Origin of the sequence: Martinezella paranaensis (assembly GCF_014200235.1) — a bacterium.
GTDB classification, from domain to species: Bacteria; Pseudomonadota; Alphaproteobacteria; order Rhizobiales; family Rhizobiaceae; genus Rhizobium; species Rhizobium paranaense.
The window spans coordinates 1-21494 of the sequence record NZ_JACHBI010000005.1 but is presented as its reverse complement, the minus strand read 5'-3'; the positions used below and the strand labels follow the sequence as shown (position 1 = coordinate 21494).

Below are 21494 nucleotides of genomic sequence, written 5' to 3'. Positions count from 1 at the left end.
AAAATATCATGTTGGACAAGCGCAACGAACTGAACGCGTGGGACAGGGATCACTTCTTTCATCCCTCGACCCATATGGGAATGCACGCCCGCGGCGAAACGCCGACCCGCGTCGTCGGCGGCGGCGAAGGCGTCTACATCACCGACACCAACGGCAAGAAAAGCCTCGATGCCTTTGCTGGCCTCTACTGCGTCAATGTCGGCTATGGCCGGCAGAAAATCGCCGACGCCATCGCGGAGCAGGCAAAGAACCTCGCCTATTATCACGCCTATGTCGGGCACGGTACGGAAGCGTCGATCACGCTTTCCAAGATGATCATCGACCGGGCGCCCAAGGGCATGAGCCGCGTCTATTTCGGCCTCTCCGGCTCGGACGCCAACGAGACGAACATCAAGCTCATCTGGTATTACAACAACATCCTCGGCCGGCCGGAAAAGAAGAAGATCATTTCGCGCTGGCGCGGCTATCACGGATCGGGGGTCATGACCGGCAGCCTTACCGGGCTCGAACTCTTCCATAAGGCTTTCGATCTGCCGCGCGACCCCATCCTCCATACGGAAGCACCCTATTTCTTCCGCCGCCCCGATCGGTCGATGGATGAAGAACAGTTCGCTCAATATTGTGCGGACAAGCTGGAAGAGATGATCCTGGCCGAAGGTCCGGAAACCGTCGCCGCTTTCATCGGCGAACCCATCCTCGGCACCGGCGGCATCGTTCCGCCGCCGAAGACCTATTGGCAGAAGATCCAGGCCGTGCTCGACAAATACGATGTCCTTCTCGTCGCCGACGAGGTCGTGACCGGTTTCGGCCGGCTCGGGACAATGTTCGGCTCGGACCACTACGGCATGAAGCCGGATCTGATCACCATCGCCAAGGGCTTGACCTCCGCCTACGCGCCGCTTTCCGGCAGCATCGTCTCCGACAAGATGTGGCAAGTGCTCGTACAGGGTTCCGATCAGCTCGGCGCCATCGGTCATGGCTGGACCTATTCCGCCCACCCGATCTGTGCGGCCGCCGGCATCGCCAATCTCGAACTGATCGATGAACTCGGCATCGTCGAAAACGCTGGTTCGACTGGCGCCTACTTCCGGTCCGAGCTTGCCAAGGCCGTCGGCGATCACAAGCATGTGGGCGAGGTCCGTGGCGATGGGCTGATGGCGGCGGTCGAATTCGTCGAAGACCGGGATGATCGCAAGTTCTTCGATCCGGCGAAAAAGATCGGCCCGCAGGTGGCGGCAGCACTGCTTGAGCGGGGCGTGATCGGCCGCGCCATGCCGCAGGGAGACATTCTCGGCTTCGCCCCGCCCTTGTGCCTGACGCGCGGTGAAGCCGATATCGTCGTCAAGGTCGCGGCGGACGCGATCAAAAGCGTATTTTCCAATCTCTGACGCGGCTGCCGCGGAAGGCTCATACGAGCATCGCGCAGTCCGTTGTTGACAATGGACTGAGCTTATCGGCTTGGTCATCGCCATGCCGCATTGGATGGTGTACATGGATATCCTGCAATTGTACCGGATCAATCCATGCTTCGTCATGATTCAAAAGGCCAGCACAACGATGTCTGGAAACCCGTCCTTCAGCACCGCAAGGGCGTGACCAAGCACAAGCTGCTCACCGACAAGATCATTTCCGATATCGATGAGGGCATTCTGCCGGTCCATACGCGCATGCCAACACATCGCGATCTCGCTCACGCGCTGGGGATTTCGGTTCAGACCGTGAGCATCAGCTACAAGGAGGCGGAGCGGCGTGGCTATCTGCGCGGTGAAGTAGGTCGCGGCACCTTCGTCCGTAGCCGCGTTACAGAACGCGCCGACAGCTTCATGCTCGACCGCGATCCGAGCGGCAGCGCCGATCTTTCGATCATCCGGGCCGTCTACACTGAAGCGCACGAGCGATCGGCGCGTGAACTGATGCACGCTCTCGCCGAAAGCGACAACAGCAGTTTCATGCGGCCATGCCGGCCGATCGCAGGCCTCGATGCCCACCGCGCCACAGCGCAGGCTTGGCTGGCGCGTTTGTCCGTCAATGCCGATCCAGATCGCATTGTGATCACGAATGGCGCTGCCCATGGCCTTTTCCTGGCCGTCGCCTCGGTGGTTCGGCCCGGCGAGGTTGTTCTGACCGAAAACCTCACCGATCACGGCATTATCGGCCTCGCCAATGTGCTCGGCTTTACGCTCCGCGGTCTTCCGACCGATCGCGAAGGCATCTTGCCGGACGCCTTCGAGAATGCCTGCGCGGTCGGCGATGTGTCGGCCCTGGTCATCATTCCGTCGCTCAGCAACCCGACCAGCCATGTCATGGGCGCGGAGCGCCGCCGCGCCATCGCCGATATCGCCCGTCGGCACGGCATCTTCGTCATCGAGGACGAGGTCTATAAGCCGCTGCTGCGCGATCCCCTTCCCTCCATGCCAGACCTGTTGCCGGAACTCGGCTTCTTCGTCACGAGCTTTACGAAATCGGTGATGACGGGCTTGCGTATCGGCTATCTCGTCGTTCCGGCGAACTATTCCATCCGTGTCGCGTCGATCCTGCGCGTCACCGGATGGAGCGCCACCAATGTCGTCGCGGAAATGGCCTCGCGCTGGGTTCTGGATGGCACCGCCGACGCGCTGATTGCCGTTCAGAGAACGGAGGCTGAGGCCAGGCAGGCGATCGTGTCCGACGTGATGGGTCCCTTCGTCGCCGGCAGCCATCCCCTGTCGCTCTGCGCATGGCTCTCGGTGCCCGAGCGCTGGACGGAGGACGGACTTGTCCGCGTACTCGCTCGCAAAGGTGTCGCGGTCACACCATCAGATCCATTCGTCGCCGGCGGGGAACGGCCGGGCGGCGGAATTCGCATCTGCCTTGGCGGTCGCCTGTCACACTCCGCTCTTCGCTCTGCGCTGGAAACGGTCCGCGGCGCCTTCGAGCAATTGCCGCCGATTTTCGACGTAGGATCGATCGCTTAAAACAAGCTCGATACCGGATGGCCGGTATCAGGTTCCTTTTCAGTCACAGAACAGAGCGCAAAAACTCCTTGGTGCGATCCTCCTTCGGGGTGCTGAAAATCTGTTCGGGCTTGCCTTCTTCGCAGATCCGACCCTTGTCGAAGAAGCAGACACGATCGGATACTTCGCGCGCGAACCGCATTTCATGGGTCACCAGCAACATCGTCAAATCGTGCTCATGGGCGAGATCGCGGATAACGCCGAGCACTTCGCCGACAAGCTGCGGATCGAGTGCAGAAGTCGGCTCGTCGAACAGCAGGACGCGCGGGCGCATGGCAAGCGCGCGGGCTATTGCGACACGCTGCTGCTGGCCGCCGGAAAGCTGGCTCGGATAGTGATCTTTCTTCTCGGAAAGACCGACCATACGCAAGAGATCGACGGCACGGCACTCAGCTTCCGCCCGACCCAATCCGAGTACGCGCGTCGGCGCCTCGACGATGTTGCGCAGCACGGTCATGTGCGGAAACAGATTGAAGCTCTGGAACACCATGCCGACATGCGTGCGGATCTGGCGCAAATGCGCCTCGCTGGCGCGGAACCGTCCCCTGCCATTCTCCTGATGGTAGGACATGCCGGCAAGCTGCAATGTGCCTTCCTGGAAGGGTTCGAGCGTCATCAGGATACGCAGCACCGTCGATTTGCCCGAGCCGGAGGGGCCGATCAACGTCACCTTCTCGCCGGGGGCGACATCGAAACAGAAGTTATCGAGCACGGTGAAATTGCCATAGCGCTTGGTGACGTCGTGAAAGCGGATCAGGGATTCGGTCATCTCAAAGCAATTCCGTTTTTCGGCAGTGTCTTTTCGAGCCAATGAATGGCCGCCGAGCAGACGAGCGTGAGGATGAGAAAGATCAGGCCGACGAGAGACAGCGGCACCAGATATTCGAAGGTCCGATCACCGATGAGGTTGGCCAGATTCAGCATGTCGACCACGGTGACGACGGATAGAACCGGCGTCTCCTTGAGCATGGAGACGAGATAATTGCCCATGGCCGGGATGATGCGCGGGATCGCCTGCGGGATGATGATGTCGCGATAGGTGATGCCGCGCCCCAGATTAAGCGCCGTCGCCGCTTCCCATTGACCGCGCGGCACAGCGTCCAGGCCGCCGCGATAGACCTCCGATGTGTAGGCCGAATATTGCAGGCCGAGCGCCAGCGCTCCCGTTAGGAAGGCCGGCAGGACGATCCCGTAAATCGGCAGGACGTAATAGAGGAAGAAGAGCTGGACGAGCAGCGGCGTGTCGCGCAGGAATTCGATGACGAGCGCTGTCGGCCAGGAAATCGCCACGAAGCGGCTGCGCCGCAACAGCGCGAACACCAGGCCGAGGATCAGGGCGATCGCAAATCCGGCCGCCGCCGCCTCCAGCGTCACGATCAATCCGATACCGAGGATCGGCAGGATCGACAGCGCGAAGGAGAGCGTCGAGGACGTATCCCAGGTGAAGCCATACATCATGCCGGCGCACTCCCCGGAAAGGCGGGGCCGCGACGAAGGATCGTCTCAAGCCAGCGCATGAAGACAACAAGGATAAGCGCCATGATGAAGTATCCCATCAGCGTCAGCGAATAGATCCTGACGCTGTCCAAGGTGATGTTGCGCAGTTGCTGCGCCTGAAAGGTCAGATCGCTGATCGAGATCAGCGACACCAGCGCCGTGTCCTTTAGGTTCTGGACGGCAAGATTACCGAATGGCGGCATCATCTCCACCACGGCTTGGGGCAGGACGATATGGAACAGCGTCTGCCCCTGCCCGAAGTTCAGGGCACGCGCCGCCTCATGCTGCGTGTCCGGAACCGACTGCAGCGCGCCGCGCACCACCTCGGCGCCGTAGGCCCCGATGTTCAGCGCCAGCCCAGCGATACCCGTCGTGATAGGATCGAAGGAGATACCGATCAGCGGCAGCGCATAGTAGAGCCAGAAGAGCTGGACCAGGAGCGATGTGCCCCGGAATATTTCTATGTAAACCAGCGCAATCCACGACAGCAGGCGTCCGCCGGCGAACCTTGCAAGGCCGGCCGCGAAGGCAAAGAGTGCGCCGAGCAACATCGATGCGACGGCGATAATGGCCGTCACCTCTGCGCCTTTCAGCAGTGCCGGAAGATAGTGCATCCAGCTCATATCCGGGTCACCTCCGTCCGCAAGATGTAAGGGGCCGATCGGCCCGGCCGTCGCCCGTGGGCAAAGACCAAGCCGATCTCGTTGTCGTCAGCCTCACTTGCCCGCGCACAGGTCTTCCGTGTTCTTGGTTCGCGCAGCCTCGACGCTTTCGGCGCTAAGTCCGTAAGACATCAGGATTTTCTTGTAGTCATCCGTCTTCTTGAAGTCGGTGAGAGCGGTGTTGAACGCCTTGTAGAGATCCTTGTCCTCAGGACGGAAATCGAAGCCGCCATAGCTTCTGACCGATTTGCCTTCGATGACCGGATCGGTGAAGGGCGCTGCCTGCTCGACATTCGTGCCGCCCTGGACCAGTTTGGCGACCGTCAGCTCCGTTGCTGCATAGGCATCAGCACGGCCGGTCTGGATGGTCGAGAGCGCATCGGCATTGGCCTGGATCATGACGATCTGAGAGTCCGGAATGCCGAGGCCATGGAAAAAGTCGAGCTGATCGGCACCGGATACAATCGCAACCTTGAGAGACGGATCCTTCTTGATGTCTTCATAGGAATGCAGCTTCTTCGGATTGCCCTTCGGCACCAGCAAGCCTTCGCCATAACTTGAATTTGGCGTCGTGAATTGCACCTGCTTGCAGCGCTCCGGCAGGATGTTCTGCTCGGCGGCAACGAAATCGAAGCGCTTGGCCTTCAGGCCGGGAATAAGTGATCCGAATGGCGTGACGGTCCAATCGACCTCCTTCACGCCCATCGACTTCAGCACGGCCGCGGCGACATCCGGACCGATGCCCTTGGCCGCTCCGCTCTCATCCATGTAGCTGTAGGGAACCTCATTGGCGCTGGCGCCGCGGATATAGCCGTCTTTCTTGACCTGCTCGAGGCTGGCGGCATGGGCGGAGACGGCCAGGCCGAGGGTCAGGCTCATGGCGGCGAGGCTGCGGTAAAAATTCGATCTCATGGTTCACTCCTCTGTGGTTGGATACCGTCATCGGCTGTCCGGTTTTCCGGATCTTTGCCGTGATGGGGGTTCAATCCGCGCCGCCTTGTCGCGACGCGGCAATTCAGGTGCCGTCCGTCAGCGTTGCGACGACGGCCAGACAATCTCCGGTCTTGATGAGGCCGGGGAAATGACGAGCGGCAAGGATACCGTCGAGAGCCGCCCGATGTTCAAAGGGCACGGACCCGGTACGGCCGATCGAGTGCACACGGGCGATGATCTCTCCGGCCACAACCATGTCGCCAAGATCCTTCACGGGTTCGAAAAGCCCGTCCGCTTCGGCAAAGACGAAGCAATCGGAGGACGGCATATCGAGCCACTGCGTTGGCTCCATTTCCGGCGCGCCGGCAACGATGCCGGCCTGCTTCAAGACGTTCAGAACGCCGCGCTTGGCAATGGAAGCCGTACGAGCCGATATGGTTCCGCCCCCTGAAAGCTCGGTCGTCACAAAAACCTTGCCCAGCTCCTCGGCGGTCGTGTCGTACATGCCGACGGCATCGATCTCGATCATCCGCATGGAATAGGGCGCAGAAAACGTGGCAACCGCATCGAAACAGGCCTTCTCCTGCCGTTTGTCCGGCAGCGCATGGGCTGCGGCATAAGGCAGGAAATCGAGAGTCCGGCCGCCGGAATGGAAGTCGAGCACGATATCTGCCAGCGGCAGCAGGTGTCGGGTGAAATAATCGGCGATCTTTTCCGTCATGCTGCCGTCGGGCCGACCGGGGAAACTGCGATTGAGATTGCCCTTGTCGACCGGAGAGGTGCGGGTACCCGCCTGAAAGGCGGGATAATTCATCGCCGGGACGATGATCACCCTCCCCTTGATCTCGTCGACCTTCAGAGTCCGGGCGAGATCGTAGAGCGCGACCGGGCCTTCATATTCATCGCCGTGGTTGGCGCCGGTCAAAAGCGCCGTCGGGCCATCGCCGTTCTTGACGACGCAGATCGGGATCATGATCGAGCCCCAGGCGGAATCGTCGCGCGACCAGGGCAGGCGCAGATGACCGTGCTGGACTCCATCCCGATCGAAATCGACGGTCGGCGTTATGGGTGATGGGCGTGTGATCGTCGTCATGCCGTTCATCTCGGGGATCATTTCACGACGAGTTTGCGGGGTACGTTGGAGAGGCACTCGACACCGGTCTCCGTGATCACGATGCTTTCCGTGATCTCCATCCCCATGTCTTCCAGCCACAGGCCCGTCATGAAATGGAAGGTCATGCCGGGCTGCAGTTCCGTGCGGTCGCCGGGACGCAGGCTCATGGTCCGTTCGCCCCAATCCGGCGGATAGGACAGGCCGATCGGATAGCCGGTGCGGTTGTCCTTGACGATCCCGTATTTCTTCAGGACCGCGAAGAAGGCGTTGGCGATATCCTCGCAGGCATTGCCGGGCTTGGCGGCGGCAAGACCAGCCTCCATACCTTCGAGCGTCGCCTTCTCGGCATCCAGAAAGGCTTGGGTCGGCTTGCCGAGGAAGACGGTTCGCGACAGGGGGCAATGATAGCGGCGATAGCACCCGGCAATCTCGAAGAAGGTCCCCTCACCGCTTCTCATGGGCTTATCGTCCCAGGTCAGATGCGGCGCGGAGGCATCGGCGCCCGACGGCAGCAAGGGAACGATGGCGGCATAGTCGCCACCAAAGCCATCAGCGCCACGGATGCCGGCATCGTAGATTTCGGCGACGAGATCGGATTTGCGAATGCCCGGCTCGACCTTTTCGACGATCCGCTTGTGCATGGTCTCGACGATGCGGCCGGCCTTGCGCATGTAGTCGAGCTCGGTCGGGCTCTTGACGGCGCGCTGCCAGTTCACCAGCCCCTGGGCGTCCTTGAAGCGGGCATTCGGCAGATGCTTGACCAAGGAAGCATAGGCCGCGGCGGTGAACCAGTAATTGTCCATTTCGACGGCGATCGAGGCCTTGGCCCAGCCGCGCTCTTCGATGACCTTGGAGAGCAGATCCATCGGATGGCGCTCGGTCGACTGCACATAGTGATCGGGATAGCCGATGATGTTGTCGTGGCTGAGATAGGCCGTGCGTTTGGCGCCATTGCCATCCTGGCCGCGTCCGTACCAGATCGGTTCGCCGGAACCCGGCACCAGCACGCATTGATGCACATAGAAGGACCAGCCGTCATAGCCCGTCAGCCAATGCATATTGGACGGGTCGGTCACGATGACGAGATCGACACCAGCCTTCTCCATGGCGCGCCGCGTCTTGGCGAGCCGATCGGCATATTCGGAGCGGGTGAAATTGAGGGTGGGTTCGCTCACGCTGGATCTCCTGATGCTTTTGTCGTTTCAATGGCTTGTCCCGCACCGGCAGCGATGGCGCGGCGGTGGGCAAGCGTGGCAATGGCCGTGTCCTGCACGCCGGTGCCGGTCAGATCGCAAAGGGTGATCGCCTGGTTTGACTGACGGCCGACCGCCTGGCCGCAGATGATGGCGCCCAGCTCGGGGAAGACCGCATCTTCTCTGACCAGTCCTGCGGCGATGGCATGATGCAGTTCTCCGAGCCGGCGGGTCTGCTTCAGGCTATCGGCGACATAGGGGGCGGCACGCAGGATCGCCGCCGGATCGATCTCGTTCTTGTGCTCGGCATCCGAGCCCATGGCGGTGACATGCTGGCCCGGCTCCAGCCAGGCAGCGTCAAGGATCGGCATGTCCGCCGGTGTGGTGGTGACGATAATGTCGGCGCCGCGGCAAGCCCGTTCGGCGTCGGCCTCAGCCGAAACCGGAAAACCGAGTTCGGCGGTAAGCTCATTGGCAATCCGTTTCGCCTTTTCCGTATCGCGTGCCCAGATACGGGCGGCCTCGATCGGCCTTACCAAAGTCAATGCGCGGAGCTGCAAGCGCGTCTGCATGCCTGCCCCAAGGATCGCGGCGACCCGGGCATCCGGCCGGGCCAGATGTTTAGCGGCAACGGCGCCTGCGGCGGCCGTCCGCACATCCGTCAGATAGCCATTGTCGAGCAGAAGCGCCTCGACCAGTCCGGTATGCGCCGACAGCAGCATCATCAATCCGTTGGTGCTGGGCAGGCCTAGCGATGGATTGTTGAAAAAGCCGGGGCTAACTTTGATCGCGAAACTGTCGAAATCCGGCACATAGGCCGTCTTGACGTCTACTTCGCCGCGATGGGCGGGGATATCCAGCCGCATGATCGGCGGCATCTCCACGGCCTTGGTCGCCAAGGCCGCGAAAGCTTGTTCAACGCAATCGACCGCGTCGGCATCGAGCTGCACGATTGTGCGCAAATCACTTTCCGTCAGCACAAGTACGCGCGCCATCACGCCACCCCCGATTTGATATCGTTGACGATTTGGCTATGGAGTGCCGGATCGATGTTGCCGCCGGAGACGACGATCGCCGTCGGGCCATCCGGTCTGATCTTGCCGGCAAGCAGCGCCGCGATACCGACTGCACCCGCTCCCTCGACGATCTCGCCTTCGACGAGTGCCGCATGGCGGATGCCTTCCGCTATCTCGCTTTCACTGAGCAGGATCACATTATCGAGAAGGTCGCGGCACATCGCGAAGGTCAGGCGATTGTCGAGCCCGATGCCGCCGCCTAACGAATCCGCCAGAGTTTCAACCTCCTGGACGTCAAGCGGCGCGCCGGCGGCAATGCTAGCTGCCATCGCCGCTCCCCGCTCCATCGATATGCCGATTACCCGGGCCTGCAGCCGCCTGCCTTTGATCGCGGCGGCGACGCCCGATGCAAGTCCACCGCCTGACAGAGGCACCAGCACAAGCGTCACATCCGGCATGCTGTCCGCGATCTCAAGGCCGATAGTTCCCTGGCCAGCGATCACGCCGGCATCGTCGAAGGGCGGCACAAAGCTCATGCCCTCTTCGCTTACCAGACGCTCGACCTCGCGCATGGCATCATCCTGTGAGCGGCCGACAATGCGGATTTCCGCCCCGAGGCTGCGGATCGCCTCGACTTTGTTGGCAGGAACAAGCCCCGACAGGCAGATGGTCGCCCGCGCGCCCAATGTCCTGGCGGCATGTGCGACCGCTCTGCCGTGATTGCCCGTGGAAGCGGTTGCCAACCCGCGCGAACGTGCGTCCTCGCTCAGGCAGAGGATCGCATTCGTGGCTCCGCGAAGTTTGAAACTGCCGGTCTTCTGGTGGTTTTCCAGCTTAAGGAATATGGGCGCGCCGGATTGGCGGGAGAGCGCCTGTGAGCGCAGCAAAGGCGTGCTGACAACGTGTCCGGCAATGCGCCGCCTTGCCTCTTCGATATCGGGCAACGTCACCATCGCGGTCATCGCGCGGTCCGTCGCTCTGGAAATGCCATGACAAATGTCAGCACGATTTCATATCTCTTTCGCAGCCGATGTTCATGACATCAGCGTGAAAGAGACATAAGATCATGTCAATCTGATTATTGTTTCATTACAATTTTAGAGGCCACACAGCACCTGTTCGTGGCGCTATGTGGCCCATTCTATCGGGGAACGCGGATGGTATCTTATCCGCGTTCCAGACCCCCTAAGCTCGCCGTGCGGGTAGCTTCCGCTCTCGTCACGCAGCCTGAACGACAGCGTGCAGCGGGATTTCGACGTCGATTTCCAGGGTCGAAACGTGTTCGTTGCAATCCATCTTGACCTGCACCTTATCGCCGTCGAGCTGAACATGCTTTGCGATCACGCCGAGGATTTCCTCCCGCAGCAGCGATACTAGATCCGAGCCCGCCGACGACCGTTCGTGGGCGAGAAGCACCTGCAAGCGCTCCCGGGCCGCCGGTGCGGTTCTTTGTTTGCCGAAAAGACGAAAAATGTTCATGCCGCCCTCCGTCCGAATATCTTACCGAAAAAGTTCCGCTTTTCGCCGGGAATCGTGATCGGTAGAACCTCACCGGTAAGCCGGCGCGCGGCATCGAAATAAGCCATCGCGGGTGCACAGCGGCTATCGGCCAGTGTGACAGGGGCGCCGATATTGGACGCCCGCAGAACATCCGTGCTTTCCGGAATGATGCCGAGGAGCGGAATGGACAGGATCTCCAGAACGTCGTCGACCTTGAGCATGTCGCCTCGCTCGGCGCGGGTTGCGTCATAGCGGGTGAGGAGCAGGTGCTTTTCGATCCGCTCACCGCGCTCGGCCTTGGCCGTCTTGGCGTCCAGCAGGCCGATGATGCGGTCCGAATCGCGCACCGACGAGACTTCGGGATTGGTGACGACCACCGCCATATCCGCGTGGCGCATGGCGAGAGTAGCGCCACGCTCGATCCCTGCGGGGCTGTCGCAGATGATCCAATCGAAGTGCTGCTTCAACTCGTTGATGACCCGCTCGACACCTTCCGCCGTCAAGTTGTCCTTGTCGCGGGTTTGCGAGGCCGGCAGCAGGAACAGCGTATCCAACCGCTTGTCACGGATCAGCGCCTGGGGGAGCTTGGCGTCACCATGGATGACATTGATCAGATCGTAAACGACCCTTCGCTCCGCCCCCATGACCAGGTCGAGATTCCGCAGCCCGACATCAAAATCGACGACGACGACCTTATCGTTTCTCTGTGCCAGGGCCGCTCCGAGCGCGGCGGTCGAGGTCGTCTTGCCAACCCCGCCCTTACCTGACGTGACTACGATGACTTTCCCCATCTTGCTCTCCTCTGTCGTGGCCGGCTGCCGGCTCAGATAAGTTTCTCTGCCATGATCGCATCGCCTTCGAGCCAGAGCTGAACAGCCTGTCCGCGAAGGTTGGGGGCCATGTCTTCCGCCATTTTGTAAATACCGTCGATCGCCACCAGCTCGGCCTCGAGCTTTCGGCAGAAAATGCGCGCCGATGCGTTTCCGACCGACCCTGCCATGGCTCGGCCGCGCAAGCTGCCGTAGATGTGCACCGAACCGCCGGCGATAATCTCCGCACCCGAAGCGACCGATCCGATAACGGTGACATCGCCTTCGGGGAAGATCACCGATTGCCCCGAACGCACCGGCTCCCTGATGACGATGGATTGCATGGCCGGCCTGACCTCAGGAGCCGCCGGCCGGCTGCGCACATCGACTTCAGGTTCCTTCACCGGGGTTTCGCTTACCGGAACCTCGATATCGGAAACCGGCCGACCGCCCTTGAGCGCAGGAGGCATGCCCTGCCCCAGGATTGAAGGACGCGCACCCTCGATACCCATGATGCTCACATTGCGCTGGGTGAGCTCCGTGAGCAGCTCTTTCAACTGCGACCGGTCAATCGGCAGGTCCGTCAGGTCGAGCACGACCGGCCGCCCCAAAAAGAACCCCGCCGAGCGCGCGGCGAGATCGTCCAGCCGGATCAACCATTCATCGATGGGAAGATCCGGGGAAAGCATGACGGCCAGGAAGGAACGGCCTTTGATACGGATCGAGCGAGCGTCTGTTAGCACTTTGGTCATCTGTGTAAATTTTTCGTTGATCATGTCTAGCGCTGGCATGGTTAACAAAAGGTTAACGCGACCCGGAACGCGCCCTCTATTGCATTGATCTGCTGCCGTTTTTTGGGTGCGCGACTAAGCCGGCCCTACCTCAGCTTTAAAGCCGCCCGGATTGGGCACGCACAAGGAGAAAAACTCGACGAATGGCTTTCGGATCAGGGTCACTGAGTCGATAAAGAGGCCGGCTTTCCGAACAGAAAACCCTGCACGTGAGTCGCCCCCGAGTCGCGGGCGGCATCCAGGTGCTCTTTCGTTTCGATGCCTTCGGCAACGATGATCGGGGCAACGCAGGACGCAAATCCGACAAGATAATGCAGGCTGCTCTGTCCCTTCCGAGAAGTCCGCACATTGCGCACCAGCGAAGCGTCGATCTTGATGATATCGGCCGGGACCGTCAGCAGTCGTGCAGGCGTAGCCATACCCGCTCCGAAGTTGTCGATAGCTACCCTGCAGCCGAGTGAGCGAACTGTCGACAGCCTGCCGACGCCTTCAGCCACCAAAGGGTAGGTCTCCGTAATCTCAAGGACGAGCCGCGGCGCAAGTTCGGAATGACGATCGATCTGCCGACAAATCTGTTTCCAATGATGAGGGGCGGCGAGATTCGCCGCGGAAATGTTGCATCCGAGAACAAGGTTTGGATCTCTGGCCAAATGCGACAGGATGAGATCCAGCATGCGCTCATCGAGATCGAAGGAGGCCATGGAGGATTCGAGATAAGGTGCAAAGGCGCTTGCGCTGTGCACAACGCCGCGAGCGTCCACGATCCGCGCAAAACACTCCCAATAGAGCACCTTGTCCGGAACATCGATTTGGCTGACCTTTTGTGCGGCAAAACTCAGTCCGCGATCGGAAACAGCCTTGGACATAGTGAGAAACACCTCCAGCGATGCAATTCTCAGTCATTGATCTCGATTGCGAGCAAAACCGCCAAGCCGTGGGGCCTACGTCCTGATGCGGAAACCTACAACCGACCGGCGCTGTCGGATAAATTGAATTTCGTATGTTAGTAACTTATAAGTACATCGGGACGACTAATGGTGTCAAATCCTCAATCACTGCGAGATTTTATGCAACCACCCTTTTGCATCGAAAGGTGGCACCAATCCCCTGCCGACAAGCGATCCGCCATCAAAAGCTTACACGATTCGGCCTTCTAGGGCCGAATCGAACGCGCCAGACATCGCGAAATTAGCTCAGACGCAGATCGAGCTCGCGATAAAGCTTCTTCAAATTCGGCAATGATTTTAGCTGCCATGAAATCTGTTTGGAACCGCGCACCGTCATCTGCACGTCGGCGCGTTTGCGGGCCTCTATGGTCAGTTTCGCAAGCAGGTTTATGCCCGACGAGTTCAGAAACTGAAGCCCCGTCAGATCGAGCGTCAGCCGCTCAGGGTTTTTCTCGAGCAAATCCATAGCCAATTGGAAGATCGGAGCATAGGCCTCAGATCCTGCCAAACGCATGGAACCGTCGAAGAACACGACATGTCCCTCAGTCCAAACCCGAAATGCCTCTCCTCTGATTTCCATGGTCAAAGCTCAGCCATTTTGGACGGAAGGGATTGGTAAAGAGGCATATGTCTGCAGATGAGTTGGACCATCAGGCCGTTTCGCATCAAAAGTCCACGCCAAGTCAGCTTCATAGTCACTCATCAGCGTCAGCAGGCCGAGGCCGGACTCGGTGCCGAACGTCAACGCCGCGTTCTTCTCGATTTGCCGAATGAGGAGGTCCGAGGGGTTATCATTGGTTATCTGTGCAAGCAGATGCTGAAAACGCTGCGCATTTTCGTTGTCGATAAAATTCGAGACCCTCATGCGAAACCGTTCCCCCTTTATCGAAGCCGAAATACCGATTTCCCCGGATACACGAAACTTCACGGCATTTTCAATAAGTTCGTTGGCGACGTAACCAATGTCATGGCGCACCTGATGATAGACCTGACGTAAGCTCCTGTAACGCAAAGCCGTTATCTCAGCGATAAAATCGGATGTCATCGAACAATGGGACCAGCTCAAAGCGAGCGGTCCGTCAAGCAATCGGAGAAAAGTGGCGCTGTCCCCACTGCTCTCTCCTACAAGATCTGCGAGCCCAAACACGACCGTCGCCATGTTATCACCTATGCCTCATTACAACCAGAGTTATGTCATCGTGAATCTTTTGCGACCCAATATAAGTCATGAGGTTTTCCAAGATACCGTTCATGACGTCCTGAGCCGTGCCGCCATAAAGATGGCGAGCTGATTCACAAAGCCGCTCAATTCCATACAATTCGCCGTCTCGGTTCTCTGCTTCGGTCACTCCATCGGTATGCAGAACGATGATATCGCCGCTTTTAAACGCCACATCTCGCGTGTCGACAAATTCGGAAATGTCTGAATCGAGCCCCACGGGAAGTCCCAGATCGGAGGTTTCTATTCGCTCAACCTCGCCGCCTTGTCTCACGACAATCAGATCCTCGTGCTGGCCGGAGAGCGTCAAGTGCTCGCCATCATAATCGAGAAAGGCAAGGGTCAGATGTTTGTCGGTCTTCGTGCGTTCGATGTTCTTGTATATCGTGCGGTTGAGATCGTTCAGGAACTTCGTCGGATCGGTCTCCCCGGCCTCCTGCAAGGCACGCGCGACAGACTGAACCATCAGCATGAGCACGCCGCTTTCAAGCCCATGGCCGGTGACGTCCCCTATCCCGATCTTCAGCCGCTTTCCGTCCTGCAGAATGTCATAGTAATCACCACCGACCTCATCGGCGGGACGCATGAACGCGGCGATCTCCAGATGTTCGATGGCGGCAAGTTCGTTTTGGCGCGGCAAGACCATGAGCTGTATCCGCTGAGCGACGGCCAGCTCTGCGCCCAGCCGAACATTCTCGCTCTTCAACTGCGTGTTCAGCGCCGAGATTTCCTCTTTCGCCTCCTCGATTTCCTTCGTTCTTTCGTCCACAAGCAATTCAAGGTTTTCCGTGTGGAAGCTTATCTCCTCCGCCATGCGGTTGAATGCAACGCCGGCCTGGCCCACCTCGTCGCGCGAGCGGATATCGACCCTGACCGAATAATCCTTCGCCTGAATACGCCGCGCAGCACCTGCAAGCGCGCTGATACCGCTGGTAATACGCTTGGAAACCGCGAACACCGCCGCGATGACGATCATCAGCGATATGGAGATCGCAAGGACCTGATAGATAAGGATGCGGTTTGTCGCCCGCGATATTTCGTCCTGCGCCGCAAAAAGGGAAGCGTAAATCTCCCGCTCCGGCACCACGATACCGAGCGACATTGCTTCCTTTTGAACCGGCCCGGAAACCCAAAGATTCGTCGGCGCTATCTGTTTGACGACAACCAGATACGGGATCTTCTCCCCTTGTTCGTCCAGCATAATATGCTGAATGACGCCATCGCGATCCAAGGGGAGCGTTGCCATCGCCTTTTGTGTGCTGTTGTGGAATGAGCGGTCAACGCCGGTCACACCCTTGTCGCCTGTGTCGCTCGACGCGCGCAGGCCAATGATTTTTTCGCCTGCATGATTGATGGCAACCACATTGCCATTCGACATCGTCAGGAAGCCGAAGCCGGTATCGGCAACCTTCACGCTTTCGACGATTCCGGCCAGTTGGTCCAAGGTGATATCGGCCCCGGCAATGCCAGCAACGTCCTTGCGGTCGGGAGACCAGAGAGGATTGAAGAAGCTGACGATCAGCTTGCCCGTAATCGCGTCCGTGTAGGGTGCCGTTTGCGTGATGTCGTCCGCGACAGGGCGCGAAGCCGGTTCGCGGCCCCATTGCTGCCAGGATTCGTAGAGGCCAGGAAAGAAGAAATCCCAGAAATTGGCGTCGTTGTGACCCGGATAGAGGCGATCAAAGGTCTGTGCCTGGTCGGTATACGGCACTGTCCTGAAAATCGGGCGGTCCTTGGGGCCGATGTAATACATCTGCAGCTTGGGGTAGCCGCTCTTCAGCAGGTTCGGCGCGACAAGATCGACAACGGTGCTGGTCTCTATGTCTTTTTGCACATCAGGCAGCGGCTGGTGATTTTTGTCGAGCAGATAGCCCCAAACGCTGATGACGGATGTCGAACCCGGAAGGTTCTGGGCCCACCGGCCTTTTGGATCGTAGGTGAGGTTGTTGGCGCCGGGTTCGGAACGCGCCAGCGCCTCGGCGATCGCATTGTTTCGGTCGGGATGATCTATCTGCGACTGGAGAACACCGGCGAGCGTTTTGACGTCGGAATGCACTTGATTGAGAAGCAGCCCGACGCGGGCGGCCGTCGAGTCCGCATAGGACCTGATATAATCCTGGCTCGCGCTCTCAAGGCCCTGGCCCACTTCGGACGTGGCGTCGCGCGACAATCGTTGCACGTTCCACAATGCCAACCCGCCGCTGACGAGAAGGTCGAAAAGGACGGCCCCGCCAACCACGAGGACAAATTTCGCGCGAAACGACCGGATGCCGGGAATGAAAAATCGGCCAATTTTTCTGCTCATAACGGCTTCCGCCCAGAGGCAGCCCAGATAGGCCAGCCGGCATAACCCTTCGGATGAAGGGCGGCGAAGATGTGATCCTGGAAGCCTTGACGGAAACGCTGGATGAACTCCGGCGTATCGCCCCGGCGAACCGACATTTCGCCGGCGTAGACATCTTCCCAGGCGGCGATGACATCGGCAAAATCCTGCGGATCGCCGTCGAGGTTAGACACCATGAAATTTTCCACCTCGATATCCTCGAAACCCGCATCCGTTAGCAGCCGGCGGCTTTTAGGGCCTAATTCGACATCCATGTCGAAATGGGCGAACAGCGTCGCCACCTCGTTGTAGGTCCACTGTATGCTTGCCGCTCGTGGTTCGCCAAGACAATGAGAGTTTTTTTCGTTGGTTATGTATACGCGGCCGCCCGGCTTGCAGATGCGGTAGAGTTCCCTCAGCAATATATCGGGCCGATTGAAGATTTGCAGCGAATGGCGGCAGGTCACCAAGTCGAACTGATTATCTTCGAGCAACATCTCTGATGCGTCGCCGAAGGTATATTCGATATCGCGGATGTCGAAATCGGCAGCGACCCTGCGGGCGTATTCGAGACTACCCACCGAATGATCCAGCGCCACGATCCTCGCCGGTTTGAATTCCTTGTAAGCCAATACGGCGAAATCACCGATCCCGCAGCAGATGTCAGCCAATGTGATACCGGCGCTCATGCCGTGACGCGGCAATATCTCGCGTTCGTGGCGCCAGGTCATTTTTGTCTGTGTCCGCAGGATGGGAATGAAGCTCTGGTCTTCGACAAAGGTCTGGCCCGGATAAAAGGCGGCATCATACGCCTCGACGGCAATCTTCGGTTCGATGGCACTGAGATGACGGAACGTCCTTGTCGCCCAACCAACGACACTGGACGTCACGACGACAAAGCGAATGTCCCCGCGTCTACGGCTCGCATTGACCAATAACCGCGCCAAGGCGTGATACGCCGTCGCATTCATATGAATGAGACGTTTGACATTGATGTAGAGAACGCCTCTGACTTGGTTGATGCTCTTTTCAAGCAGGGCGGTCGTTTCGGCGATCTCGACAGGCGATATCGGCCGCAGAACGCCTGAAAGCGAAAACTCCTGGCTGTTCAGGTCGAACTGAGCCGAAAACAGCGGAACCGGTTCGTGCGAACTCAATTCAGTAACCCCTCCACTGGAATGTCCAACACCACTGTAAGGGCTCGATCCTCCACCTGTTGCAGCGACAGCGATGCGTCGTAGTTGATCGCCAAGCCGAGCAGAATGACGTCCTCTTCCGAGACCGAACTTTCATCGGCGAGTGCGTCGAGATATCGTTGCAAGGCACCGGCTTTCGACGCTCTTGCGGTTGCGTCGCGATACAGGTGCTGTTGCGCGGGAGCACAGGGAAAGGTCAGGGCAATCCGCTCCGCGCCATCCCCCCGGGAGACATTGCAGTGAAGTCGCCCGGAGGCGCGGCCGGAGCGAAACGAGATTTCAAAAAGCTCGTTCAGTGCGGAGGAAAGCAAATTGGCGTGCCGAACCGGATCGCTTCGATCATGGCTCACCATGCGCGCAACGTAGTTTGAAAGCTGATTGCAATGGAGCCAGTCGGACATGAAAACGTCCATTTCCATTTCCAGCTCCAGCATCGGATGAAATGGTAATGTAGTGCGGCCTCCGCTTTGCTCGCTCAACGCCAATCCCCTTATCATCTGGAGCGGTTAGATTCGCATGGATGCACAGAACCGCTCTGTCATTTGTTCTCACAATCCCGGGCGGAAAACCGCTTTTCCCGGAACTGTGCTGGAGCATCTCATCCGCTTTCAGAGAGCAGATATTCCCATGTTCACGAATGCTCACGGAACAGGTCCCAACTGTTCCTCCAATTTTCCATCGCCTATTTTTCGTGACTTTGCCAATTTGCCGTATCGTTGCGCCGGAGGAAATCCAGGACGTCGGACGCAGGCAGAGGCCGACCTAGAAAGTAGCCCTGCAAACGATCGCAGCCGGCAGCGGTGAGCCAGGCGGCTTGAGCTTGGTCCTCCACACCTTCGGCGGTGACCTTCATTCCCAGTCCGTGCGCCAAAGCGACGATAAAGCGGACGATCGTCTGGCTCTTAGGGTCGTTGGTCAGATCTTTTATGAAGTACTTGTCGATCTTGATGGAGTCGAAGGGAAAGTTCTTCAGATAACTGAGGGACGAATACTCGGTACCGAAATCATCGAGCGAGATCTGAATGCCGAGGACGTTGAGGGTATTCAGCGTATCGAGATTGTTGATCGTGCGCTCGAGCAAAACACCTTCAGTGATTTCGAGTTCAAGGCGCTCAGCCGGAAATCCGATCGTATCGAGTGTCTGCGATACCCGGTCGGTAAAGCCTCCGGTCAAGAATTCGGCGGGCGAGAGATTGACCGCGACCATACAGTGCGACGGCCAATTCATTGCCTGGCGGCAGGCTTCTTCCAAGACCCATTGGCCGATTTCCGGCATCATTCCATCGGCTTCTGCCATCGGGATAAAGGCCGAGGGTGGAATGATACCCATCATCGGGTGATGCCACCGCAACAACGCCTCGAAGCCCGCGACGGAACCGGAACAATCCATTAGTGGCTGATATTCGATAAAAAATTCACCGTGCTGTAGCGCCACGCGCAGGCTTCGCCTCAGCAACTCCCGCTGTTCCAGCACCATCATCATGGCCGGCTCGAATGTTCGCGCGCGGCCTCTTCCCTCACTTTTTGCGGCGTAAAGAGCGATATCGGCGGCACGCATGAGCTGGTCTTCCTCGTTGCCATCACGCGGGGCAAGCGCTACGCCGATACTTGCGCCTGAAAACACCGCGATACCATTCACCAGAAATGGTTTTTTGAAAGCGTTCACCAACGAATCCGCGAGCCGCTCAGCTTCCGCCGGCTGGTCATTCCGAAGCTGAATGACGGCAAACTCGTCGCCCGCCAGACGGTACGCGGTTTCTCCAGCTCCCAGGACATTACGTATGCGCTCGGCCGTTTGCTGCAGGACGATATCGCCCGCGGCATGACCCAGCGTATCGTTGATCGGCTTGAACTCGTCGAGGTCCAACTGCATCAGCGCGATACCGTTCTTTCCGCCTGACAGAGCGTCACGCAGCCGGGCGGCGAACTGCCGCCGGTTCGGCAGCCCGGTCAAGGCATCATGATTGGCTTCATGCAGCAGGAGCGCCCGATCTGCTTCATCCGGCGACGGCTCCTGCCGAAGTGGGTTCCTCGTTTCAATAACCGCAAAGCCGTTGGCCGGTCGGAATATGATCAGATCGCATAGCGCTTCGCCCGGTCTTTGGAACTGCACATTCCGCAGCCATCCGGTATTGCCCGCCTGCTCAGCGAACATATTCATGCTCGGATCGTCCAGCTCCGGATATATTCCGAAAAGCGTGGCCTGCGAGGTCCTCTCGTCGCCGTAGAACGCCCTGAATCTCTCAGACGACATAATGAGATTCAAGTCGCAGTCATAAAACGAAAAAAGCACGTCAGGTGCGCTGCTAGCCGGCAAAGGTATGTCAAATTTAATGACGCTACTGGCTGCCATTCCGGTCTCCGTCCTGTCCTGGGAACTTTCAGGCTTCGTAATCGCTTTCAATCTCCTGTCGTCTTAGGATTTAACGGACCGAATACAGACACCTGCTCTTCACAAGTACCAAATGGTTGTGTTTCGAATATTACGCATAAATGATTAAATAATTGCCGAACTTAAGCCCCCACACGCGATTGCTCCCAGACAGCGCCCCCATCCGCGGGAACACTCTTCCAGGCACTCATTTACATTATGCTAATGAAGTGAGCCCTGTCAAATGTTCAATCAAAGATTGCGCGTGAGCACTGAGACAGGCATGGGTTATACCTGTCCAAGAGTGACGTGTTTTCCGCCTTTGGCGTGAAATAACGCAGTATTCGCGGGATCCTGAACAAGGAAGATTAGGCCGCATGGCTGCGGCCCCACAACACGCCTTTAAACGCCGCGCCTGCTTCGGCTTTTCACGAAATCTCAGAATCGCTCCAGTTAATTGTTGCCTCGCGATTCCGGACGGAGCCGCGGCGCGGCTTGCTGGAATTCTTTTAAGCAACACGCTCGAAGCGGGTACGGATATGCTCGATATAGTGCTGGCCGGGGGAGGACGCTGCGACCATAGCCAAGGCGGCCTCTTCCGGAACGCCTGTGAATAGACGCTCTTCGCCGTTCTTGAAACGAATATAGAGACGGCCGTCGTCCGGATTAAAAAAGACAGACTCAATAATTTTCGATGAAACTGAGAGTTCTTTCATAGGTCACCTCGCCTTTGAGCTGGTTGTGCCATGAAAATCACAATATCGAATGAAGTGACCTAGTTAAGGAAGCGTAGCCCTTCGACACAATATTTTATCCGATTTGAGGCTACTTAAGCGTAAGCGCCGTCTCCGCCCCATTGAATTGGCTGTATTTTGAGGCTTGCCGCGTGTGCGAGAAGGTTTCCAGGGTTATCTGGAGATTTGCATGGCA

The 21494-nt window shown here is 58.6% G+C and carries 21 protein-coding genes; 2 read left to right on the top strand and 19 right to left on the bottom strand.

The genetic code is table 11. The features are described 5' to 3' along the window. The first annotated feature begins 8 nt into the window (after positions 1-8). Together GGD50_RS13810 and ehuR are read left to right on the top strand one after the other, a co-directional pair. Positions 9-1388, top strand: coding sequence for an aspartate aminotransferase family protein (locus tag GGD50_RS13810; protein WP_183937797.1), 1380 nt, complete (start codon positions 9-11; stop codon positions 1386-1388). 135 nt (positions 1389-1523) lie between these two features. Continuing rightward, complete coding sequence (ehuR, locus tag GGD50_RS13805) at positions 1524-2954, top strand: MocR-like ectoine utilization transcription factor EhuR (RefSeq protein WP_183937794.1); 1431 nt, start codon at positions 1524-1526, stop codon at positions 2952-2954. Between the two features lie 43 nt (positions 2955-2997). On the opposite strand, the gene ehuA is transcribed toward ehuR, so the two are convergent. The 19 genes from ehuA to GGD50_RS13710 all read right to left on the bottom strand — a co-directional run bounded on the left by ehuA (position 2998) and on the right by GGD50_RS13710 (position 21280). Next, the gene (gene ehuA / locus GGD50_RS13800) at positions 2998-3762 is read right to left on the bottom strand and encodes an ectoine/hydroxyectoine ABC transporter ATP-binding protein EhuA (protein WP_183937792.1); all 765 of its coding nucleotides are present in this window, start codon (positions 3760-3762) and stop codon (positions 2998-3000) included. Continuing rightward, complete coding sequence (gene ehuD / locus GGD50_RS13795; protein ID WP_183937791.1) at positions 3759-4451, bottom strand: ectoine/hydroxyectoine ABC transporter permease subunit EhuD; 693 nt, start codon at positions 4449-4451, stop codon at positions 3759-3761. The genes ehuA and ehuD overlap by 4 nt, the downstream gene beginning before the upstream one ends. After that, entirely contained in the window at positions 4448-5113 is a 666-nt protein-coding gene (ehuC, locus tag GGD50_RS13790) for an ectoine/hydroxyectoine ABC transporter permease subunit EhuC (protein ID WP_183937789.1), read from the bottom strand. Before ehuC ends, ehuD begins: the two co-directional genes overlap by 4 nt. Before the next feature lie 93 nt (positions 5114-5206). After that, the gene (ehuB, locus tag GGD50_RS13785) at positions 5207-6064 is read right to left on the bottom strand and encodes an ectoine/hydroxyectoine ABC transporter substrate-binding protein EhuB (RefSeq protein ID WP_183937787.1); all 858 of its coding nucleotides are present in this window, start codon (positions 6062-6064) and stop codon (positions 5207-5209) included. A gap of 103 nt (positions 6065-6167) precedes the next feature. Beyond that, positions 6168-7178, bottom strand: a complete 1011-nt coding sequence (gene doeB, locus GGD50_RS13780) for a N(2)-acetyl-L-2,4-diaminobutanoate deacetylase DoeB (protein ID WP_414124156.1) — start codon at positions 7176-7178, stop codon at positions 6168-6170. A 17-nt stretch (positions 7179-7195) separates the two neighbouring features. Continuing rightward, the gene (gene doeA / locus GGD50_RS13775; protein WP_183937784.1) at positions 7196-8374 is read right to left on the bottom strand and encodes an ectoine hydrolase DoeA; all 1179 of its coding nucleotides are present in this window, start codon (positions 8372-8374) and stop codon (positions 7196-7198) included. Then, a complete protein-coding gene (gene eutC, locus GGD50_RS13770; RefSeq protein WP_183937782.1) occupies positions 8371-9387 on the bottom strand; it encodes an ectoine utilization protein EutC in 1017 nt (338 codons plus the stop codon). Before eutC ends, doeA begins: the two co-directional genes overlap by 4 nt. Further along, positions 9387-10370 carry a hydroxyectoine utilization dehydratase EutB gene (gene eutB, locus GGD50_RS13765; RefSeq protein ID WP_246451189.1) on the bottom strand — a complete coding sequence of 328 codons (984 nt, stop codon included), beginning with the start codon at positions 10368-10370 and terminating at the stop codon, positions 9387-9389. Before eutB ends, eutC begins: the two co-directional genes overlap by 1 nt. Before the next feature lie 256 nt (positions 10371-10626). Then, the gene (minE, locus tag GGD50_RS13760; protein WP_028750328.1) at positions 10627-10887 is read right to left on the bottom strand and encodes a cell division topological specificity factor MinE; all 261 of its coding nucleotides are present in this window, start codon (positions 10885-10887) and stop codon (positions 10627-10629) included. After that, a complete protein-coding gene (minD, locus tag GGD50_RS13755; protein ID WP_183937780.1) occupies positions 10884-11699 on the bottom strand; it encodes a septum site-determining protein MinD in 816 nt (271 codons plus the stop codon). The genes minE and minD overlap by 4 nt, the downstream gene beginning before the upstream one ends. Positions 11700-11731: 32 nt before the next feature. Then, positions 11732-12469, bottom strand: a complete 738-nt coding sequence (gene minC, locus GGD50_RS13750) for a septum site-determining protein MinC (protein ID WP_183937778.1) — start codon at positions 12467-12469, stop codon at positions 11732-11734. Between the two features lie 200 nt (positions 12470-12669). Further along, positions 12670-13374: an EAL domain-containing protein gene (locus GGD50_RS13745; protein WP_183937776.1), complete on the bottom strand. Its 705-nt coding sequence runs from the start codon at positions 13372-13374 to the stop codon at positions 12670-12672. A 322-nt stretch (positions 13375-13696) separates the two neighbouring features. Then, the gene (locus GGD50_RS13740; protein ID WP_183937774.1) at positions 13697-14035 is read right to left on the bottom strand and encodes a slr1659 superfamily regulator; all 339 of its coding nucleotides are present in this window, start codon (positions 14033-14035) and stop codon (positions 13697-13699) included. Between the two features lie 9 nt (positions 14036-14044). Continuing rightward, positions 14045-14614: a slr1658 superfamily regulator gene (locus tag GGD50_RS13735; protein ID WP_183937772.1), complete on the bottom strand. Its 570-nt coding sequence runs from the start codon at positions 14612-14614 to the stop codon at positions 14045-14047. 4 nt (positions 14615-14618) lie between these two features. Then, positions 14619-16979 carry a SpoIIE family protein phosphatase gene (locus GGD50_RS13730; protein WP_183937770.1) on the bottom strand — a complete coding sequence of 787 codons (2361 nt, stop codon included), beginning with the start codon at positions 16977-16979 and terminating at the stop codon, positions 14619-14621. After that, positions 16976-18154: a class I SAM-dependent methyltransferase gene (locus tag GGD50_RS13725; protein ID WP_183937768.1), complete on the bottom strand. Its 1179-nt coding sequence runs from the start codon at positions 18152-18154 to the stop codon at positions 16976-16978. The genes GGD50_RS13730 and GGD50_RS13725 overlap by 4 nt, the downstream gene beginning before the upstream one ends. Further along, positions 18151-18672 carry a ubiquinone biosynthesis methyltransferase UbiE gene (locus GGD50_RS13720; RefSeq protein ID WP_246451187.1) on the bottom strand — a complete coding sequence of 174 codons (522 nt, stop codon included), beginning with the start codon at positions 18670-18672 and terminating at the stop codon, positions 18151-18153. The genes GGD50_RS13725 and GGD50_RS13720 overlap by 4 nt, the downstream gene beginning before the upstream one ends. A gap of 203 nt (positions 18673-18875) precedes the next feature. Then, the gene (locus GGD50_RS13715; protein ID WP_183937766.1) at positions 18876-20546 is read right to left on the bottom strand and encodes a putative bifunctional diguanylate cyclase/phosphodiesterase; all 1671 of its coding nucleotides are present in this window, start codon (positions 20544-20546) and stop codon (positions 18876-18878) included. Positions 20547-21073: 527 nt separating this feature from the next. Then, entirely contained in the window at positions 21074-21280 is a 207-nt protein-coding gene (locus GGD50_RS13710) for a KTSC domain-containing protein (protein ID WP_183937764.1), read from the bottom strand. Positions 21281-21494 lie beyond the last annotated feature (214 nt).

Bases quoted from the DNA above. Each gene is read 5' to 3' on its own strand.
- GGD50_RS13810 (WP_183937797.1), top strand. From the start codon at position 9: ATGTTGGACAAGCGCAACGAACTGAACGCGTGGGACAGGGATCACTTC.
- ehuR (WP_183937794.1), top strand. From the start codon at position 1,524: ATGCTTCGTCATGATTCAAAAGGCCAGCACAACGATGTCTGGAAACCC.
- ehuA (WP_183937792.1), bottom strand. From the start codon at position 3,762: ATGACCGAATCCCTGATCCGCTTTCACGACGTCACCAAGCGCTATGGC.
- ehuD (WP_183937791.1), bottom strand. From the start codon at position 4,451: ATGATGTATGGCTTCACCTGGGATACGTCCTCGACGCTCTCCTTCGCG.
- ehuC (WP_183937789.1), bottom strand. From the start codon at position 5,113: ATGAGCTGGATGCACTATCTTCCGGCACTGCTGAAAGGCGCAGAGGTG.
- ehuB (WP_183937787.1), bottom strand. From the start codon at position 6,064: ATGAGATCGAATTTTTACCGCAGCCTCGCCGCCATGAGCCTGACCCTC.
- doeB (WP_414124156.1), bottom strand. From the start codon at position 7,178: ATGACGACGATCACACGCCCATCACCCATAACGCCGACCGTCGATTTC.
- eutC (WP_183937782.1), bottom strand. From the start codon at position 9,387: ATGGCGCGCGTACTTGTGCTGACGGAAAGTGATTTGCGCACAATCGTG.
- eutB (WP_246451189.1), bottom strand. From the start codon at position 10,370: ATGACCGCGATGGTGACGTTGCCCGATATCGAAGAGGCAAGGCGGCGC.
- minE (WP_028750328.1), bottom strand. From the start codon at position 10,887: ATGAACATTTTTCGTCTTTTCGGCAAACAAAGAACCGCACCGGCGGCC.
- minD (WP_183937780.1), bottom strand. From the start codon at position 11,699: ATGGGGAAAGTCATCGTAGTCACGTCAGGTAAGGGCGGGGTTGGCAAG.
- minC (WP_183937778.1), bottom strand. From the start codon at position 12,469: ATGACCAAAGTGCTAACAGACGCTCGCTCGATCCGTATCAAAGGCCGT.
- GGD50_RS13745 (WP_183937776.1), bottom strand. From the start codon at position 13,374: ATGTCCAAGGCTGTTTCCGATCGCGGACTGAGTTTTGCCGCACAAAAG.
- GGD50_RS13740 (WP_183937774.1), bottom strand. From the start codon at position 14,035: ATGGAAATCAGAGGAGAGGCATTTCGGGTTTGGACTGAGGGACATGTC.
- GGD50_RS13735 (WP_183937772.1), bottom strand. From the start codon at position 14,614: ATGGCGACGGTCGTGTTTGGGCTCGCAGATCTTGTAGGAGAGAGCAGT.
- GGD50_RS13730 (WP_183937770.1), bottom strand. From the start codon at position 16,979: ATGAGCAGAAAAATTGGCCGATTTTTCATTCCCGGCATCCGGTCGTTT.
- GGD50_RS13715 (WP_183937766.1), bottom strand. From the start codon at position 20,546: ATGGCAGCCAGTAGCGTCATTAAATTTGACATACCTTTGCCGGCTAGC.
- GGD50_RS13710 (WP_183937764.1), bottom strand. From the start codon at position 21,280: ATGAAAGAACTCTCAGTTTCATCGAAAATTATTGAGTCTGTCTTTTTT.